This is a genomic window from Ruegeria sp. SCP10 (assembly GCF_040329495.1).
Classification (GTDB): Bacteria; Pseudomonadota; Alphaproteobacteria; order Rhodobacterales; family Rhodobacteraceae; genus Ruegeria.
The window spans coordinates 1-18,223 of record NZ_JBDZYF010000008.1 but is presented as its reverse complement, the minus strand read 5'-3'; the positions used below and the strand labels follow the sequence as shown (position 1 = coordinate 18,223).

Sequence of the window (18,223 nt, the reverse complement as noted above, 5' to 3'; positions counted from 1 at the left end):
CGTTTGTTTTTTGTCTCTTTTGCCGAAGGCGGATTTCTGATCACACATGGGCCACCTCCATGCCATGCGCGCCGCCCATCATTAGGCCGATCTCGTCGACCGTCAGGCCCGTGGTCTCGCGCGGCGCGCTCAGGCGGCCTTCGTTCAACGCGGCAAAGCTGTCTGAGATTTCCATCAGCTCATCCAAATCCTGGCTGATGCATATGACCGCAGTTCCTTTGGCCGCCAGGTCCAAAATGGCCTGCCGGATCGACGCCGCCGCCGCCGCATCCACACCCCATGTGGGCTGGTTCACCACCAGTACATCCGGGTTTTGCAGCACCTCACGGCCGATCACAAATTTCTGCAGGTTTCCGCCCGACAGCGACCGCGCGGCGTTTTCGGGCCCCGGCGTGCGCACATCGAACGCGCTGATGATTTTCTCGGCAAAGCTTTTGGTATCGGCCCATTTCAGAAAACCGTTGTTTTCCAGCCCCTCCCTGACCGATCCCGTGAGCAGAGCGTTCTCGGTCAGGCTCATATCGGGTGCGGCGGCATGACCCAGCCGTTCCTCGGGCGCGGTCAGTACGCCCAGCTTGCGGCGCGCGGTGGGGCCCAGCTTGCCAATCGGTTGGCCGTTGAACTTGATCGCATCAGCGGCAGTTTGGATTTCACCAGACAACACGCCCAGCAATTCATCCTGCCCATTCCCAGCGACGCCACCGATCCCCAGAACCTCGCCTTTGCGGACGGTCATATGGACGTTCTTCAGAGCGGTTCCGAATTCCGAAGGGGAAGGCACCGACAGACCGCTGACATCCAACGCAACCTCGCCGAAGGCGCGGCCCGACCGTTCCGGGGTTTGCAAAGTTGATCCCACCATCATCTCGGCCATGTCGCGGGCCGAAGTCTCGGCAGGCACGCATTCCCCCACATTCTTGCCCAAACGCAGAATTGTGGCGTGGTCACACAGCGTGCGGATCTCTTCGAGCTTATGCGAGATATAGAGGATCGAGGTGCCCTCAGACCGCAATTTGTTCAGCGTCTCAAACAGGATTTCAACCTCTTGCGGGGTCAGCACGCTGGTTGGTTCGTCCATGATCAGCAGCTTGGGGTCCTGCAGCAGGCAGCGGATGATCTCGACCCGCTGACGCTCACCGGCGGACAGATCACCGACCGTGCGGTACGGGTCCAAAGGCAAGCCGTAAGTTTCAGACACCTCCCGGATACGCGATGCCAGATCGCCCATGGGCGGCGGGTTTTCCATCCCCAACGCAATATTCTCAGCCACGTTCAGCGCATCGAAAAGTGAGAAGTGCTGGAACACCATCGCAATCCCATCCGCCCGCGCCGCGCGGGGTTCCGCTGGGGCGAAGGGTTGGCCGCGCAGCATCATGGTGCCGCTGTCTGGTTTCACCAGCCCATAGATCATCTTGACCAGCGTGGATTTCCCCGCGCCGTTTTCGCCCAAAAGCGCATGTACTTCGCCTTCGCCGATGTCGAACGACACCTTATCATTGGCCACGACGCCGGGATAGGCCTTGGTCAGCCCTTGCAGGCTTAAGAGTGGAGTGGTCACGCGCTCAGGTCCTTCTTCAACTCAGTCTGCCGGGCCGGACGCAGAAGCTGCGCGGCGACGCCAACGGCGATCATTTGCGGGTGTTTGCCCAGAGCGGGATCGCCGATTGGACAGGTGATCCGGCTGATCTGTTCAGGCGAATGCCCAAGAACTGCCAGCCGCGACCGGAATCGCGCCCATTTCGTAGCCGAGCCGATCAGCCCCGCAAAGCGGAAATCATGCGAAAGCAGCCGGTTGCACAGCTCTAAATCCAGATTGTGTGAATATGTAAGCACAAGATGCTCGGCATTGGGCGGCGCATGGCGAACCAGCTCGGCTGGTTTGGCCGCTGGAACTTTGGTGACACCTGCTGGGACCGAGGCCGGGAAGCGCTCGGGTCCGGTATCGACCCAGGTGATCGCGATGTCGGGCAGAGGGGACAGAACATCCACCAGTGCTCGGCCTACATGACCAGCACCCCAGATCCAAAGGTCCCGCGTGGGTTTGTGAACGGGTTCAACCATCCAACCGTCGATCAGTTGCGGTTCGGGGGCAATCCCCTGACCGCGCGCAGTCGCCAGCAGCCGTTTCACGGACAGGGGCATTTCGTCTTCCGAAGCGGATCGCGCTATGACCGTGTCGTCGAGTGCATCAGATGCCTTGAGATCAAAGACCTCGCTGAACAGTGAAACTGCACCGCCGCAGCATTGGCCCATGTCGGGGCCAAGCGCGTGATGGGTCAGACGGGCGGGGACGGATTGGGATCGCGCGGCATCTGCAGCCTGAAACTCCAACGTACCGCCGCCGATCGTTCCGCTCTGGCCATCCCGCCAGACCAACATCGCGGCTCCGACCTCGCGTGGGGACGAGCCCTTGATCGCAGCGATGACCACCCGAGTCACTTTTCCATGGGTTTTGACCGCCTCCCTCAAAGCCTCCAAGTCAAACCCCATCAGATGCCTCCTTTCACCCGCTGAACGCCGCGCCAGACTTCCTCGGCTGTGGCGGGAGCATCCAGCGCCGGATAGTTGTCGCCACAGGCTGCGACCGCATTCGACAGGGCCAACCAGGCCGATATGCCCAGCATGAAGGGCGGCTCACCCACCGCCTTCGAGCGATAGATCGTGTCCTCGCGGTTCTCGCCATCCCATAGCGCGACGTTGAAGATATCAGGTCGGTCCGAGCAGGCGGGGATCTTGTAGGTCGAGGGCGCGTGTGTGCGCAGGTTGCCCTTGCCATCCCAAACCAGTTCTTCGGTCGTCAGCCAGCCTGCGCCTTGCACATAGCCGCCTTCGACCTGTCCAATATCGAGCGCCGGGTTCAGCGAGGCCCCTGCATCATGCAGGATATCAGTGCGCAAGATGCGGTTTTCGCCAGTTAGGGTGTCCACGGCCACCTCGGTCACCGAGGCCCCATAGGCGAAGTAAAAGAACGGACGCCCTCGGCCTACGATCCGATCCCATTCGATCTTTGGCGTTTTGTAGAAACCCGTTGCCGACAGGCTGATGCGCCCCTGATAAGCCAGCGCAGCGGCTTCGGCGAAGGTATAGCGTTCCGAACCGACCGAGACGTGACCGTCCGAGAAAGCAACAATTGACGGGTCGGCCTGATGACGCTCGGCCAGATAGTCGGCCATGCGGTCGCGGATGGTGTCGCAGGCGGCTTTGACCGCCATGCCGTTCAGGTCACTGCCCGAAGACGCCGCTGTGGCCGAGGTATTGGGCACTTTGGCCGTATCAGTTGCGGTGATCTTGACCATCTCCAGCGGGATGCCAAAGCGCGACGCAGCGACCTGCGCGACCTTCTGGAACAATCCTTGCCCCATCTCGGTACCGCCATGGTTCAGGTGGACCGAGCCATCTTGATACACATGCACCAAAGCACCAGCCTGATTGAGGTGCGTCAGCGTGAAGGAAATCCCGAACTTGACTGGAGAGAAGGCGATGCCCTTCTTGATCACACTGTTCTCGGTGTTCCATTTTTCGATGGCTGCCTTGCGCGCGGCATAGTCGCTGGATTTCAGCAGAGCTTCGGTCATGCCATGCAGTTCGAAATCGCTGACCTCCATGCCGTAGGGCGTGGTGTTGCCGCCTGCGGGCAGAGGGCGCACGGGCGCCTCGCCCATCTCCACTGCGCCCCGGCTTGTCAGGTCTTCGTGCGGGTCAGGGTGACCTAATGGTTTCTCTGTCGGTGCAGCCTCAGCGATCTCGTGGGCGGGTTCGTAGTAGTTGCGGCGGCGCAACTCGACCGGGTCCAGACCCAGCGTATGCGCGGCATGGTCCATCACGCGTTCGATCCCGACCATACCCTGTGGGCCTCCGAACCCACGATAGGCGGTGGCGGATTGGGTGTTGGTTTTCAGCCGGTGGCTCTCGATCCGAGCATTGGGCAGCAGGTAAGCGTTGTCCGAATGCAGCATCGCGCGGTCCGCGACAGGCAGAGACAGGTCCTGCGCCCAGCCGCAAATCGCGTGGTGTAGGAACGAGACACCTTGTATGTGGCCGTTTTCGTCAAACCCGGCTTTGTAGGAAATCCGGAAGGCGTGGCGCTTGCCGGTGATGATCATGTCGTCATCGCGGTCATAGCGCATCTTGCAGGCCTTGCCGGTGGAGCGCGCGGCGATAGCACAAGCCACGGCCAGAGCGTTTCCTTGGCTTTCCTTGCCGCCGAACCCTCCGCCCATCCGGCGGGTCTCAACCCGGACCGCGTGCATGGGAACGCCCAGTGCATCGGCCACCTTGTGCTGAATCTCGGTTGGATGCTGGGTGGAACTGTGGACCAGCATATCCGCGCCTTCATTGGGCACGGCAAGTGCCGCCTGACCTTCGAGGTAGAAATGCTCCTGCCCGCCAAGCTCGAAGCTTCCTTCGATGATATGGGGCGCACTAGCGATGGCGGCGTCGGCGTCGCCCTTGGCGTAGATGCGGGGGCCATCCTCGAAACGGCTGTCAGCCGCCAGCGCCTCTTCAACGGTCAGGATCGGGGTGTCTTCGGCATAATCGATTTTGCCCAGCCGCGCGGCTTTGCGGGCGGCGAGATGGCTGGTGGCGACAACCAGAAACACCGGCTGACCGATGTAGTGCACTGTTCCATCCGACAGCAGCGGTTCATCATGGATCGAGGGAGAGACATCATTTGCGAAGGGCAGGTCTTCGGCTGTCATCACCATGACAACGCCCTCAGCCTCTTTCACCGCCGACAGGTCCATTGCTGTGATCGCGCCTTTGGCAATTGGGCTGAGTCCGAACGCCAGATATAGCGTGCCCTTGGGTGTTGGGATGTCATCCACATAGCGCGCAACACCGGCCACATGCAAAGGGGCCGCGTCATGAGGGAGGGGTTTGGTCACGCTCATGCCGACACCTCCAACACGTTGGTCACTTCGCCCTGATCCTCAAGGAAATATCTCTCAAGCATCGCTTTGGCAGCTTCCAGACGATAGGTTGCCGAGGCACGCATGTCCGTGAGTGGTGAATAATCTTCGGCAAATACAGGCAGCGCGGCGTAAATCGTCTCGCGCGTCCAAGGTTTGCCAATGAGTGCGGCCTCGACACGGGTTGCTCGTTTCGGAGTGCCAGCCATGCCACCAAATGCGATCCGTGCTTCGGTGACGGTGCCCTCTGAAACGGTTACATTGAAACACCCGCACACGGCCGAGATATCCTGATCGAACCGTTTGCTGAGTTTGTATGCCTTCAGCCGATCTGGTTGACGCGGGAAGCTGACGGCCTCAATGAACTCGGCAGGGGCGCGGTCTTGCTTGCCGTAGTCGATGAAGAAATCCTCAAGTGGGATCGAGCGCCGTTCGCCGCCCTTGCGCAAATGCAGGGTCGCGCCCAAGGCCATCAGGGCGGGCGGGTTGTCTCCGATGGGTGAGCCATTGGCGATATTGCCGCCGACGGTGGCCGCATGACGCACCTGAAGGCTGGCATAGCGCCGGATCATCTCGGCGTAAGAGGGGTGGATGTCGGAAAGCGCGTCACCCATGCGGTTCATATCGACCATGGCACCGAAACGGATTTCGTCATCGGTGAAGGTGATCTGTTTCAGGTCGTCGCAGCGGCTGAGAAAGATCACCGGGTCCAGATTGCGCAGTTGCTTGGTCACCCAGAGGCCAACATCGGTAGCGCCTGCAACCAGAGTGGCATCAGGGTTCTCGGCATAGACAGCCGCCAGTTCGTCGGACGATGCGGGCAGCGACGGCGACGCGGCTGGTGTTGCAATGGGTTTGTCTTTGACCCAGACCGGTACAGGCTGCTGCTCGGCGGCTTTCGCTGCGCGGATAATTGGCGCATAGCCGGTGCAGCGGCAAAGGTTTCCGGCCAGTTGTGTGTCATGATCCGTGGCACCATTGGCATGGCTTGCGACCATCGACATCACGAAGCCGGGCGTGCAGAAACCGCATTGCGAGCCATGCAGATCGACCATCGCCTGTTGCACGGGATGCGTCTCGCCGTTCGGCCCGCTGGCACCTTCGACGGTGCGGACCGCTTTGCCGTGCAACTGGGGCAGGAACAGAATGCAGGAGTTGAGCGCCTTGTGGCCATCCGCATCCGTCACCATGACGGTGCAGGCGCCGCAATCGCCTTCGTTGCAGCCCTCTTTGGTGCCGGTCAGGCCGCGATCCTCGCGCAGCCAGTCCAGCAGGGTGGCTGTCGGATCGACATCCGCCAGTTCCACTGTCTCTCCGTTCAGAAGAAACGTGATCGTCATACGAGAAACCCGTCGCGTTACCCGGTTGCGCCCGTTCGGCCCTCCTTCGATGCGACGTAGAAAGAGTGGCGGGCGAGTAGCTTGCCGTCTGATGTTAGAAACAGCGCGGCTTATCTGGCAAGAAAAACTGCCTATATGATGTACCATTGCACTCGGACAATGTGAAAATGCCCATTTTCAGTATTGTTCAGCTATTTGAAATTAAAGTGTTTTCTGCAAGGCGGATGGTGCTGTTCCCGAAGCACCTTCTGGAAAATCCGAATAATCCGCGCTGATTTTTTAGGCATGCCAAAGCGTCGGTTCCGGCTTTTGCGTGACGGCTGGCTGCGATAGCGTAGCGGTCATGAGCAGTTCTCCTCGATTCATTCACCTCCGTGTCCACACTGAATATTCCCTGCTGGAAGGCGCTGTGCGGCTCAAAAAGCTGCCGGGGCTTTGTGAGAAGGCAGAGATGCCCGCGGTTGCGGTGACCGACACCAATTCCATGTTCTCGGCTTTGGAGTTTTCGGTCACGGCCAGTGGCGCGGGCATACAGCCTATCATGGGCTGTCAGGTCGATCTGACCTATGTTCAAGCGCAACCGGGGGAAAAGCCCAAGGCGCCTGCGCCGCTGGTGCTGCTGGCACAGTCCGAGGTCGGGTATGAGAACCTAATGAAGCTGAGCTCGTGCCTTTATGTCGACAAGGGGGGGCAACTGCCGCAGGTTACGCTGGACGAACTGTCCGAACGGTCGGATGGCTTGATTTGCCTGACCGGCGGGCCGGATGGGCCTGTGGGCATCTTGCTGCAGCAGGGGCAACGCCCGGCCGCCGAGGCCCTGGTGGACCGGCTTGCGGGTATTTTCCCCGGCCGCTTGTACATCGAACTTCAGCGCCATCCGGGCGAAGATGGCCAGCCTGAGGCCGAACGCCTGACCGAACGTGGTCATGTGGAAATGGCCTACGCCAAGAACCTACCACTTGTTGCCACCAACGATGTCTACTTCCCGACCTCGGACATGTATGAGGCGCATGACGCACTGATCTGTATCGCTGAGGGCGCTTATGTTGATCAGCAAGAGGGCCGCCGCCGCCTGACAGCGCAGCACTATTTCAAGTCGCAGCAGGAGATGGCGACCTTGTTTGCCGACCTTCCTGAGGCCATCCAGAACACGGTCGAGATCGCAAAGCGCTGCGCCTTCATGGCGTATCGCCGCGATCCGATCCTGCCGAAATTCGCGGATGATGAAGTGGCTGAACTGCGACGTATTGCGAATGAGGGTCTGCGGAAACGTTTGGCCGTAATCCCTCATGCGGTGACGCCTGAGGATTATCAGAAGAGGCTGGATTTCGAGCTGGACATCATCGAAGGCATGGGCTTTCCGGGCTACTTCCTAATCGTGGCGGATTTCATCCAATGGGCCAAGGACCAGGATATTCCGGTGGGGCCGGGCCGGGGCTCGGGTGCGGGATCGCTCGTGGCTTATGCACTAACGATTACGGACCTTGATCCTCTGCGCTATTCGCTGCTGTTCGAACGATTCCTGAACCCGGAACGGGTGTCGATGCCCGATTTCGATATCGACTTCTGCATGGACCGCCGGGAGGAGGTGATCCGATACGTGCAGCAGAAATATGGCCGCGACAAGGTGGGGCAGATCATCACCTTCGGTGCGCTGCTGTCGAAAGCTGCCGTACGTGACATCGGGCGGGTTTTGCAGATGCCTTATGGGCAGGTCGACCGGCTGTCCAAGATGATCCCGGTCGAAGGTGTGAAACCCGTCTCCATCGAAAAGGCCCTGAAGGACGAACCGCGCTTGCGCGAAGAGGCGCGCAGCGAGGAGGTTGTGGACCGCCTGCTAAATTACGGCCAACAGGTCGAAGGGCTTTTGCGCAATGCCTCGACCCACGCAGCGGGGGTGGTGATTGGCGACCGGCCACTGGATGCGCTGGTGCCGCTCTATCAGGACCCGCGCTCGGACATGCCTGCGACTCAATTCAACATGAAATGGGTGGAACAGGCCGGGCTGGTGAAGTTCGACTTCTTGGGTCTGAAAACCCTGACCGTGATCCAGAACGCGATGGATTTGATCTTCAAATCCGGGCGGGATTTGCACATCGCGCCGGATGGTACGGAGTTGTACGAACCAGCAGAAGGAGCTGTTAACCAGATCAACGCGATCCCGCTGGATGATGAGGCGACGTACAAGCTCTATTCCGCAGCCAAGACGGTGGCGGTGTTCCAGGTGGAATCCTCGGGCATGATGGACGCGCTGAAGCGGATGAAACCGGACTGTATAGAAGACATCATCGCCCTTGTCGCGCTGTATCGCCCTGGCCCGATGGAGAACATCCCCAAGTTCTGTGAGGTCAAGAACAAACTCAGCGAACGGGACACGCTGCACCCGTCGATTGATCATATCCTGGACGAAACCCAAGGCATCATCGTCTACCAGGAACAGGTGATGCAGATCGCGCAGGAAATGGCGGGCTACAGCCTTGGTGGCGCAGACCTGCTGCGCCGTGCCATGGGCAAGAAAATTCAGGAGGCGATGGACGCTGAGCGACCCAAGTTCCTCAAAGGTGCCGCCGAGAATAACGTGGATGAGGCCAAGGCGACCGAGGTTTGGAACCTTCTGGACAAGTTTGCCAACTATGGCTTCAACAAATCCCACGCGGCCGCCTATGCGGTGGTCAGCTATCAGACCGGCTGGCTGAAGGCGAACCATCCGGTTGAGTTCATGGCCGGTGTCATGAACTGCGATATCCATCTGACCGATAAACTGGCCGTCTATTTCGAAGAGGTCCGCAAGGGGTTGGAACTACCTTATGTGCCGCCCTGCGTGAACCGGTCTCAGGCGACCTTCGATGTTGTGGATGGGCAACTGGTGTATGCGTTGGGCGCGTTAAAAAACGTGGGCGTCGAGGCGATGAACCTGGTGGTCGAAGGACGAGGCGAGAGACCGTTCGTGAACCTGTTCGATTTTGCCCGCAGGGTCGATTTGAAACGGGTTGGCAAACGCCCGCTTGAAATGCTGGCGCGGGCCGGGGCCTTCGATGAGCTTGATAAGAACCGTCGTCGTGTATTCGAAAGCCTGGATCCGTTGGTGCAGTATTCTGCGGCGATCCACGAACAGAAGAACTCGAACCAGGTGTCGTTGTTTGGCGAGGCGGGGGATGACCTGCCCGAACCGCGCCTGTCCCCGACGCCGGATTGGTTGCCTGCCGAACGTCTGAGTGAAGAGTTCAAGGCGATTGGCTTCTACTTGTCGGGTCATCCGCTGGATGACTACATGCCAGCATTGAAACGCAAGCAGGTACTGACCTTGGATGAGGTGATGGAAAAAGCGCGCTCGGGGCCGTTGATCGCTAAAATGGCTGGTGTTGTCGCCGGGCGACAGGAACGGAAATCTGCGCGCGGCAATCGCTTTGCCTTTGCTCAGCTCTCCGATCCAACCGGAGCCTACGAGGTTACGCTGTTTTCAGACACGCTGGAAAAATGCCGCGAGTTTCTGGAAACCGGGGCGCAAGTGGTGCTGACAGCCGAAGCGACGATGGAGGCCGATCAGTTGAAGCTGCTTGGCAGGTCTGTCGGGCCCGTGGATTCCGTCGTGGCCGATGCCGGTGCAACCGGGTTGCGTATCTTCGTGGATCAGCCTCAGGTGCTGCCCACCGTCGCCAAAGTTCTTGAGGATGCAGCAAGCGCAGCCAAAGGGGCCGCGAAGGGGCCAATTCAGCTGTGCCTGCTGGATCCTGGCCTGCCAGGCGAAGTTGAAATGGACTTGGGGCAGGTTTTCCCGATCAATCCACAGATCAAAGGCGCGATCAAATCCCTGGAAGGCGTGATGTCAGTCGAGGAATTCTGACCCTGGCTTTTGTTGCCAGGGAAGACCCACCCCGCTAGGCTGAATTGCAGATTGATTTTGGAGTTATGCAGGAGGGTATCCTTATGGCGGTTTCAGGCCTGATGATTCGATCACTTGCACTGGCAGTTGTGGCGTCGCTGGCGCTGGTTTCGGCGGCAGTGGCGGATGACAAGAAGAAGAAAAAGAACACCATCGAAGGCGCTTTGATCGGCGCGGGCGTTGGCGCGCTTTTGGGCGACGGCAAGGGCGCCGCGATTGGTGGCGTGGCCGGGGCCTTCATTGGGCATAACTGGAAATGAGAGCCATGCGAGTGAACCCGTTTAAACCCGTATTGGCCAGCTTAATCTTAGCTCTGCCGGGCATGACCCTTGCTGATGAAGCCGCTGAACAGATGGTGCAGGATGCGCTGCCTCTGATGTATCACACCTGCGCCACTGTGGTGGAAGAGGCTGATGGCGATGAGACGTTTATCTATGGGATCGTCGAAAAGATGACAGCTCTGTCGATCTATAACCGTCAGATCGATATCAACGATCACGCCGGTTCGGATGAGGATAAAGCCCAGCTGCGAGAGACGTTCATCGCAGCTTTGAGAAAGGGCTGTGCCGAGGATAAGGATGCCTTGTTAGGCGGCGTGGTCGATAATGCGGTGAAGACGACGTTGGGGTTGTGATCCTAGGGTTGGTTACTCAGTCGGGAGTCCGCAAGGCAGGCAGGCCCACGCCTGTACTATCGAAACCACCATCTGATGCAATCACTTGACCTGTCACATAGCTGGCTCTGTCTGAGCATAGGAAAAAGATCACCTGCGCGATCTCGTCTTCCGAGCCGTAGCGGTTCAGTGGTATGGCGTCATGATAGGCAGCGATGATTTCGGGCGTGTGAACGGCCATGGCAAGCTTGGTGCGGACCGGACCGGGACAGACGCAGTTGGCGCGAATGCCATATTCGCCCAATTCAGCGGCTTGCTGCTTGGTCAGATGGATCACGCCGGCCTTTGAGGTTCCGTAAGCAACGCGCAGGGTGCTGGCCCGCAGGCCCGAGATTGACGCGATGTTGACGATTGCGCCTCGACTTTCTTTCAGTGCGGGTATCGCGGCCTGAGACACCAAAAAGACCCCGTCCAGATTTGTTTCCATAACCCGGCGCCACATCTCAAAGCCGTGTTGTTCGATCGGTCCGAAATCCGCAACCCCGGCATTGTTCACCACGGCGTCTATTCGACCGAATTCGTGTAAGACGGCCTTTGTCATGCCGTCCACCTGTTCCGGTTCCGAAACATCGGCAACAATGGGTAGGGCATCATCAAGCTCATTGGCTGCCTGGGTCAGTGTTTCTGCGTCCCGATCGATCATCGCGACCTTCCACCCGTCCGCCAGAAACAGTTTGGTGGTTGCCAGACCGATGCCGCGTGCGGCACCCGTTACCAACGCGAGTTTCTGTGCCATGGGATCTCTCCTGTCAGTGAAGCGCGGCGGGTTCATTGGGATGTGGGCAAGCGCACTGTTTGACGCTCAATCAAGGGTCAATAATGCGGGGGCCGTTCATCGCCGAACACGACCCCGCCCGAGCCTTCCTGTGCTCGTTCCGCCTCGCGCTGTAACAGCATCTCAACCCGTCTGGTCAGGCGGTCGATCTCGCTTTGCTGCCGGGTGACAACCGTATTCAACTCCTCAACCGTGCGCGACAGATGGGCGATCTGTTCTTCCAGATGCTGCATTGGGGTCTCCTTCTGGGTTGGTCATAGCCCTCCGTAAGACCCAATGCCAGAGAAACCCCGCCTTGCCCCGATGCGGACCATGAGATAGACCGCGCGCGGAACACTATGCCCCAAGGACGCCCCAAATGGCCAAGCCCAAGAAACAGCCCCGCCCCAAGGCCGTAACGCCAAAAGGGTTCCGTGACTATTTCGGCGAGGAAGTCACGCAGCGCACCGAGATGCTGCGGACGATTGCGGGCGTGTATCATCGTTACGGGTTCGACGCCTTGGAGAGCAGCGCGGTTGAGACGGTTGAGGCGCTGGGCAAGTTTCTTCCGGATGTGGATCGCCCGAATGAGGGTGTCTTTGCGTGGCAGGAATTTGATGAGGGCGGCAACGGCGATTGGATGGCCCTGCGCTATGACCTGACCGCGCCTTTGGCCCGCGTCTACGCGCAGCACCGCAACGACCTGCCCACGCCCTATCGCCGCTATGCGATGGGTCCGGTTTGGCGGAATGAAAAGCCCGGGCCGGGGCGGTATCGTCAGTTCTATCAGTGCGATGCAGATACAGTCGGCACCGCCTCGATGGCTGCCGACGCCGAGATCTGTGCGATGCTGTCGGATACGTTGGAAGAGGTCGGCATCCCACGTGGCGACTATCTGGTGCGCGTGAACAATCGCAAGGTGCTGAACGGTGTGCTGGAGGCGATGGGATTGGGCGAAGATGTTACCGCCCGCGACAATGTCCTGCGCACTATCGACAAGTTCGACAAGGTGGGGGAGGCCGGCGTCCGCGAGCTGCTGACCAAAGGGCGACTAGATGCCTCTGGTGCGTTTATTGATGGTGTAGGTCTCAGCGAAGATCAGGCTGAGCCGGTCATTGCCTTCCTTACGTCCAAAGCTGCGGATACGTCCGGTACGCTGGCCAACTTGCGCGCCGCTGTTGGCGACAGCAAGATCGGTGCAGACGGTATTGCCGAACTGGAACAGATCGGATCGTTGCTGGATGCAGGTGGCTACGGTTCGGAGCGGATCGAGATTGATCCGTCGGTTGTGCGTGGTCTCGGCTACTACACCGGTCCGGTTTACGAGGCAGAACTGACCTTTGAGATTTTCGACGAGAAAGGCCGCAAGCGGCAGTTCGGATCGGTCGCGGGCGGCGGGCGCTATGACGATCTGGTCAAGCGGTTCACCGGGCAGGAAGTGCCTGCGACTGGTATCTCCATCGGTGTTGATCGACTGCTGGCCGCCCTGCGTGAAAAAGGCCGCCTGAGCGCGCAGGCCAAAGGTCCGGTGGTCGTCACAGTCATGGATCGCGACCGCATGGCCGACTATCAGTCAATGGTCGCCGAACTGCGCAACGCGGGTATCCGGGCTGAAGTTTATCTGGGCAATCCCAAGAATTTCGGCAACCAGTTAAAATATGCGGACAAGCGGAACTCTCCGATTGCAGTGATCGAAGGCGGCGACGAAAAGGCCAGCGGGATCGTCCAGATCAAGGACCTGATCCTGGGCGCCAAAATCGCCGAAAGCGCCACGCTTGAGGAATGGAAAGAACGGCCCAGCCAGTTCGAAGTGCCGCGTACTGATCTGGTCGCCAAGGTGCGTGAAATTCTGGACAGTCAGGACTGAACCATGCCCAACCGTTCCCAGATACAGGCCCGCGCAGCGATGATGCGTGTCCGGTTCGAGGCTGCGGGTGCTCAGGTGGTAGATACGCCGCTGTTGCAATCGGCAGATACGTTGCTGGACCTTTATGGTGAGGATATTCGCGGACGCGCTTACGTCACTTCGGATGCGCTGCGGGGCGAACAGATGCTGCGCCCGGATTTTACCTTGCCGGTGGTGCAAATGCACATGCGTGATGGCGCTGAACCTGCGCGGTATACCTATTCCGGAGATGTCTTTCGCCGTCAGGAGCATGATCCGGACCGATCTAATGAGTATATTCAGGTCGGCTATGAGGTGTTTGACCGCGACGATCCGGCGGGGGCGGATGCCGAGGTGTTTTCGCTCATCGCTTTGCAATTGCGCGGGCTGCCTCTGCGCGCAGCAACAGGGGATATTGGAATTCTAATTGCCGCCGTCGAAGGGTTACGTACAACAGACCGCCGAAAGGCGGCGTTGATGCGCCATCTGTGGCGGCCGCGCCGGTTCCGTACTCTGTTGGATCGGTACGCAGGTCGCAAGTCTGGGTCTGAAGCGCGCGATGCTCTGCTGGATTCCACTGACCCGCTGTCGTTCGATTTTCCGATGATCGGCAAGCGCCGAGCGCCAGAGATTGTCGAACGGATCGAAGCCCTGCGCGAGGATCGCATTGCGCCGCCCATTGCTGACAATGAGTTGGTCGGGCTGGAGACCCTGTTGAATGTACGCGAGACGATGCCCTTTGCGCTGGAACAGCTGCGGGATGTGGCGGTCGATCTGCCGCAGATCACCCCGGCGCTGGACCGACTTGAGGAGCGTATAGCAGCGTTGCAGGCGCGCGGCGTGGATGTCGACCGGTTGGATTTCGAGGCATCCTATGGCCGGACCTCGATGGAATACTACGATGGGTTTGTTTTTGGCTTCTATGCCGAGGGCCGACCTGATCTGCCGCCGATTGCCACGGGCGGGCGCTATGACGCGCTGACACGGCTATTGGGTGACGGGTCTGAAATTCCAGCCATTGGTGGCGTGATCCGACCCGACCTGATGCTGGAAATCGAGGAGGCCACGCAATGAGTGTGAAGCTGGGCGTGCCCTCGAAGGGCCGGTTGATGGACAAGACATTCTCGTGGTTCGAAAAGCGCGGCATTACCCTGTCGCGCAGCGGATCGGATCGGGAGTATGCCGGGACAGTAAGCGGCATCGAAGGGGTTTCGCTGATCCTGCTCTCGGCCGGGGAAATTCCGCGTGAACTCGCCTCGGGGCGCATTCATCTGGGTGTGACCGGCAACGATCTGGTGCAAGAAAAGCTGCCGCGCTGGGAACAGCAGGTTGCCGAGGTCTCAGCGCTTGGCTTTGGCCGAGCTGATCTGATCATTGCGACCCCGGCGTGCTGGGTCGATGTGGATACGCTGGACGATCTGGACGCGGCGGCAGCCGCATTCCGCAAAGTGCATGGCCACCGGCTGCGGATTGCCACTAAATTTCACCGGCTGGTGCGCGAGTTTCTGACCGATGCGGGTGTTGCGGATTACACTCTGGTCGATAGCCAGGGCGCGACCGAAGGCACGGTGATGAACGAAACAGCTGAAGCAATCGCCGATATCACCTCCACCGGAGAAACACTGCGTGCCAACCACCTCAAGGTTCTGTCGGATGGGCTGATCTTGCAATCGCAGGCGACGTTGTGGCGCAGCCGGGTGGCCAAGCTTGATGCGGCCGACAAAGCGGTTCTGAGCGAATTGCTCGAGCGGTTGCAGTAGCTACAGAACGCCGATTTCAGCGAGCGCACGGTTCAGATCGTCGGGCAGGGCGTCCTCCTGCACGCGGTTTTTGGGCAGGTCAGCGGGTGTGTCTTCGGGTTTGAGATAACGCCACCCTTGAAACGGGCGTTTCAGGGCGTTTTGGGTGCGATGTACCTCGGGGTCCAGCACGATGGCGCAGCGACGGATACCATCCTCGCCGCGCACCTCGTCCAGCCGCAGGATACGTTGGCGGCATTGGACGACACCCTTGATGACCCAGTAGATGGAGCCGCCGTTCAGAATCTCGGCTTCGCGCTTGGGCCACATACGAGTGACATGGCGCGGGCAGCCGTCCTCGTACAGCGGTTTGCGACTGTCCTGCCAAGCCTGCAACGTGTCCACGCTCTCAGAGCCAACCGAAAGTTTTATGAGATTTACATACTTATCCACAATTTGCCCACCGAGTCATCCAGATGGAATTCGTTAAGATGGTAGGGTTAACCACCCAAATCATCAAGTTATGGTAGCGCTTTGTGATGAAAATGGTCTATCTTGTATGCCTCTTAGCTAAGTAGGAATCACCAATGAGCCGCTTTGCCGCCCCCATCGCCGAGCAAATCTGGGATATGAAATACCGCTTTAGACAAGCGGATGGCACGCCCATCGATCAGACGGTCGAAGACAGCTGGCGGCGCATCGCCCGCGATCTGGCGCGGGTGGAAAAAGACCCGGCGCAGTGGGAAGGTAAGTTCTACGAGGCGCTGGAGGATTTCAAATATCTGCCCGCCGGTCGCATTACTGCCGGGGCAGGCACCGCGCGTCAGGTGACCCTGTTCAACTGCTTTGTCATGGGCACGATCCCGGACAGCATGGGCGGTATCTTCGACATGCTGAGAGAGGCGGCCCTGACAATGCAGCAGGGTGGTGGGATCGGCTATGATTTCTCGACCATTCGCCCGCGTGGTGCGGATGTACACGGGGTGGCTGCGGATGCCTCTGGCCCTCTGTCATTCATGGATGTCTGGGATGCTATGTGTCGGACCATCATGTCTGCAGGCTCGCGCCGCGGGGCGATGATGGCCACCATGCGCTGCGATCACCCGGATATCGAACAGTTCATCACCGCCAAATCTGACCCCGCGCGCTTGCGCATGTTCAACATGTCCGTGCTGGTGACTGATCCCTTTATGGAAGCCGTCAAGGCCGATGGACCATGGGAGCTGGTGTTCGATGGCAAGGTCTATCATACCGTGCAAGCGCGTGATCTGTGGAACAAGATCATGCAGGCCACATATGACTATGCCGAGCCCGGCGTGATCTTCATCGACCGGATCAATCAGGCCAATAACCTCAGCTATGTTGAAACCATCGCGGCAACCAACCCCTGTGGTGAACAGCCACTGCCACCCTATGGTGCGTGCCTGTTGGGTTCGATCAATTTGGCCCGATTGGTGGCGGAGCCGTTTGAGGAGGCGGCGCATCTGGATGAAGCAGCTCTGCAAGAGTTGGTCGCCACCGCTGTCCGCATGATGGACAACGTGGTAGACGCATCCAAATTTCCTCTGGTCGAACAAGAGGCCGAAGCGCAGGATAAACGCCGTATCGGATTGGGCGTCACCGGGCTGGCCGATGCGCTGTTGATGCTGGGCCTGCGCTATGGCTCGGACGAGGCGGCGCGTCAGACCGAACGCTGGTTGCACAGCATCGCCCGCGCCGCGTATCTGGCGTCGGTCGACTTGGCGAAGGAAAAAGGGGCGTTCCCGCTGTTCGATGCCGAGAAGTATCTGGCCAGTGGCACGATGCAGCAGATGGACGAGGATGTGCGGGATGCGATCCGCGAACACGGAATCCGAAACGCGCTGCTGACCTCGATCGCGCCGACGGGGACGATTTCTCTCTATGCTGGCAACGTGTCGTCAGGGATCGAACCGGTCTTTGCCTATGCCTACACCCGGAAGGTGCTGCAGAAAGATGGCTCGCGTACCGAGGAAGAAGTGGTGGATTATGCCGTCCAAATGTGGCGCGACAAGTTTGGTGATACCGAACTGCCGGATTACTTCGTCAACGCACAGACTCTGTCGCCGTCTGATCATGTGAAAATGCAGGCGGCGGCGCAGAAATGGATCGACAGTTCAATCTCCAAGACGATCAACTGCCCGGAAGATATCAGCTTTGACGCCTTCAAGGACGTCTACATGCAGGCCTGGGATCAGGGTTGCAAAGGCTGCACCACCTATCGACCCAACGACGTGACAGGGTCGGTTCTGACCGTTTCCGAGAGCGAAGACACTGCACCGGGTGAAAGCGCCAGCGCACCGCATGAGGTGGATGGTGGCGATGTGATTTACATGTCCGAGCCGCTGGACCGCCCGCAATCTTTGGAGGGGTCGACCTACAAGCTGAAATGGCCGGACAGCGAACACGCGATCTATCTGACGATCAACGACATCGTAATCGCCGGCCGTCGCCGGCCGTTTGAGGTGTTCATCAACTCGAAGAATATGGAGCATTACGCCTGGACCCTTGCCCTGACTCGAATGATCTCAGCCGTGTTCCGCCGAGGCGGGGATGTGTCATTCGTTGTGGAAGAGCTAAAGGCCGTCTTCGATCCCCGTGGCGGGGCCTGGGTGAAAGGCAAGTATATCCCTTCGATTTTGGCCGCCATTGGCGGTGTCATCGAACAGCACATGGTCAATATCGGCTTTCTGGAAGGCGAGGGGATGGGGCTGAAATCCGACCCTCAGGCGCAGGTTGTCAATATGGACGCCCCGCGCGGCAAGGCTTGCCCTTCTTGCGGGCAGTTTGACATGGTGATGATTGAGGGGTGCATGACCTGCAGGAGTTGCGGGCATTCCAAATGCGGATAGGCTGTGCAGAAGCTAACCATTTTTGTGGTGCGTCAGGTGACACGGCCATTATGGTCACCTGAGCAGCCTCATCTGACTGGTCCAACCTGATTGTTAGTGCATCATCGGCCTGTAATCCATTGGGATGATGGTTTCAGGTGCTGGCGGGCGATAGCCCAGTGCACTGTGT

At 59.2% G+C, this 18,223-nt stretch carries 14 protein-coding genes; 7 read left to right on the top strand and 7 right to left on the bottom strand.

Features of this window, described 5'->3' with window-relative positions:
- Positions 1–40: 40 nt before the first annotated feature.
- From ABLN87_RS15645 to xdhA, 4 genes are read right to left on the bottom strand one after another with little or no spacing between them, the layout of a single operon-like run.
- A complete protein-coding gene (locus ABLN87_RS15645; RefSeq protein ID WP_353011733.1) occupies positions 41–1,558 on the bottom strand; it encodes an ABC transporter ATP-binding protein in 1,518 nt (505 codons plus the stop codon).
- Positions 1,555–2,490: a xanthine dehydrogenase accessory protein XdhC gene (xdhC, locus tag ABLN87_RS15640; RefSeq protein ID WP_353011731.1), complete on the bottom strand. Its 936-nt coding sequence runs from the start codon at positions 2,488–2,490 to the stop codon at positions 1,555–1,557. The genes ABLN87_RS15645 and xdhC overlap by 4 nt, the downstream gene beginning before the upstream one ends.
- Positions 2,490–4,892, bottom strand: a complete 2,403-nt coding sequence (xdhB, locus tag ABLN87_RS15635; RefSeq protein ID WP_353011729.1) for a xanthine dehydrogenase molybdopterin binding subunit — start codon at positions 4,890–4,892, stop codon at positions 2,490–2,492. Before xdhB ends, xdhC begins: the two co-directional genes overlap by 1 nt.
- Positions 4,889–6,250 carry a xanthine dehydrogenase small subunit gene (xdhA, locus tag ABLN87_RS15630; RefSeq protein WP_353011728.1) on the bottom strand — a complete coding sequence of 454 codons (1,362 nt, stop codon included), beginning with the start codon at positions 6,248–6,250 and terminating at the stop codon, positions 4,889–4,891. Before xdhA ends, xdhB begins: the two co-directional genes overlap by 4 nt.
- A gap of 343 nt (positions 6,251–6,593) precedes the next feature.
- On the opposite strand from xdhA, the gene dnaE reads away from it, so the two are divergent.
- The 3 genes from dnaE to ABLN87_RS15615 all read left to right on the top strand — a co-directional run bounded on the left by dnaE (position 6,594) and on the right by ABLN87_RS15615 (position 10,767).
- Positions 6,594–10,094, top strand: a complete 3,501-nt coding sequence (gene dnaE / locus ABLN87_RS15625) for a DNA polymerase III subunit alpha (protein ID WP_353011726.1) — start codon at positions 6,594–6,596, stop codon at positions 10,092–10,094.
- 83 nt (positions 10,095–10,177) lie between these two features.
- Complete coding sequence (locus ABLN87_RS15620) at positions 10,178–10,393, top strand: hypothetical protein (protein WP_353011724.1); 216 nt, start codon at positions 10,178–10,180, stop codon at positions 10,391–10,393.
- A 62-nt stretch (positions 10,394–10,455) separates the two neighbouring features.
- The gene (locus ABLN87_RS15615; RefSeq protein ID WP_353011722.1) at positions 10,456–10,767 is read left to right on the top strand and encodes a hypothetical protein; all 312 of its coding nucleotides are present in this window, start codon (positions 10,456–10,458) and stop codon (positions 10,765–10,767) included.
- A gap of 16 nt (positions 10,768–10,783) precedes the next feature.
- Here the strand turns inward: ABLN87_RS15615 and ABLN87_RS15610 are convergent, their stop codons facing one another.
- Both ABLN87_RS15610 and ABLN87_RS15605 read right to left on the bottom strand, forming a co-directional pair.
- Positions 10,784–11,542, bottom strand: a complete 759-nt coding sequence (locus tag ABLN87_RS15610) for an SDR family NAD(P)-dependent oxidoreductase (protein ID WP_353011720.1) — start codon at positions 11,540–11,542, stop codon at positions 10,784–10,786.
- A 77-nt stretch (positions 11,543–11,619) separates the two neighbouring features.
- Positions 11,620–11,814: a SlyX family protein gene (locus ABLN87_RS15605; protein ID WP_170536130.1), complete on the bottom strand. Its 195-nt coding sequence runs from the start codon at positions 11,812–11,814 to the stop codon at positions 11,620–11,622.
- A gap of 125 nt (positions 11,815–11,939) precedes the next feature.
- Here ABLN87_RS15605 and hisS point away from each other — a divergent pair, with 125 nt between their 5' ends.
- The 3 genes from hisS to hisG are packed head-to-tail and all read left to right on the top strand — an operon-like array spanning position 11,940 to position 15,205.
- Positions 11,940–13,427, top strand: coding sequence for a histidine--tRNA ligase (hisS, locus tag ABLN87_RS15600; protein WP_353011718.1), 1,488 nt, complete (start codon positions 11,940–11,942; stop codon positions 13,425–13,427).
- 3 nt (positions 13,428–13,430) lie between these two features.
- The gene (locus ABLN87_RS15595; RefSeq protein WP_353011716.1) at positions 13,431–14,519 is read left to right on the top strand and encodes an ATP phosphoribosyltransferase regulatory subunit; all 1,089 of its coding nucleotides are present in this window, start codon (positions 13,431–13,433) and stop codon (positions 14,517–14,519) included.
- Positions 14,516–15,205 (top strand): ATP phosphoribosyltransferase, encoded by a 690-nt coding sequence (gene hisG, locus ABLN87_RS15590; protein ID WP_353011714.1) that lies wholly within the window; start codon positions 14,516–14,518, stop codon positions 15,203–15,205. Before ABLN87_RS15595 ends, hisG begins: the two co-directional genes overlap by 4 nt.
- On the opposite strand, the gene ABLN87_RS15585 is transcribed toward hisG, so the two are convergent.
- On the bottom strand, positions 15,206–15,637 hold the full coding sequence (locus ABLN87_RS15585) for a DUF1489 family protein (protein ID WP_353011712.1): 432 nt from the start codon (positions 15,635–15,637) through the stop codon (positions 15,206–15,208). It abuts the gene before it with no gap.
- A gap of 134 nt (positions 15,638–15,771) precedes the next feature.
- On the opposite strand from ABLN87_RS15585, the gene ABLN87_RS15580 reads away from it, so the two are divergent.
- Positions 15,772–18,054 carry an adenosylcobalamin-dependent ribonucleoside-diphosphate reductase gene (locus ABLN87_RS15580; RefSeq protein ID WP_353011711.1) on the top strand — a complete coding sequence of 761 codons (2,283 nt, stop codon included), beginning with the start codon at positions 15,772–15,774 and terminating at the stop codon, positions 18,052–18,054.
- Positions 18,055–18,223 lie beyond the last annotated feature (169 nt).

Coding starts and splice junctions, on each gene's coding strand:
- xdhC (WP_353011731.1), bottom strand. CDS start 2,490: ATGGGGTTTGACTTGGAGGCTTTGAGGGAGGCGGTCAAAACCCATGGA.
- xdhB (WP_353011729.1), bottom strand. CDS start 4,892: ATGAGCGTGACCAAACCCCTCCCTCATGACGCGGCCCCTTTGCATGTG.
- xdhA (WP_353011728.1), bottom strand. CDS start 6,250: ATGACGATCACGTTTCTTCTGAACGGAGAGACAGTGGAACTGGCGGAT.
- dnaE (WP_353011726.1), top strand. CDS start 6,594: ATGAGCAGTTCTCCTCGATTCATTCACCTCCGTGTCCACACTGAATAT.
- ABLN87_RS15620 (WP_353011724.1), top strand. CDS start 10,178: ATGGCGGTTTCAGGCCTGATGATTCGATCACTTGCACTGGCAGTTGTG.
- ABLN87_RS15615 (WP_353011722.1), top strand. CDS start 10,456: ATGACCCTTGCTGATGAAGCCGCTGAACAGATGGTGCAGGATGCGCTG.
- ABLN87_RS15610 (WP_353011720.1), bottom strand. CDS start 11,542: ATGGCACAGAAACTCGCGTTGGTAACGGGTGCCGCACGCGGCATCGGT.
- ABLN87_RS15605 (WP_170536130.1), bottom strand. CDS start 11,814: ATGCAGCATCTGGAAGAACAGATCGCCCATCTGTCGCGCACGGTTGAG.
- hisS (WP_353011718.1), top strand. CDS start 11,940: ATGGCCAAGCCCAAGAAACAGCCCCGCCCCAAGGCCGTAACGCCAAAA.
- ABLN87_RS15595 (WP_353011716.1), top strand. CDS start 13,431: ATGCCCAACCGTTCCCAGATACAGGCCCGCGCAGCGATGATGCGTGTC.
- hisG (WP_353011714.1), top strand. CDS start 14,516: ATGAGTGTGAAGCTGGGCGTGCCCTCGAAGGGCCGGTTGATGGACAAG.
- ABLN87_RS15580 (WP_353011711.1), top strand. CDS start 15,772: ATGAGCCGCTTTGCCGCCCCCATCGCCGAGCAAATCTGGGATATGAAA.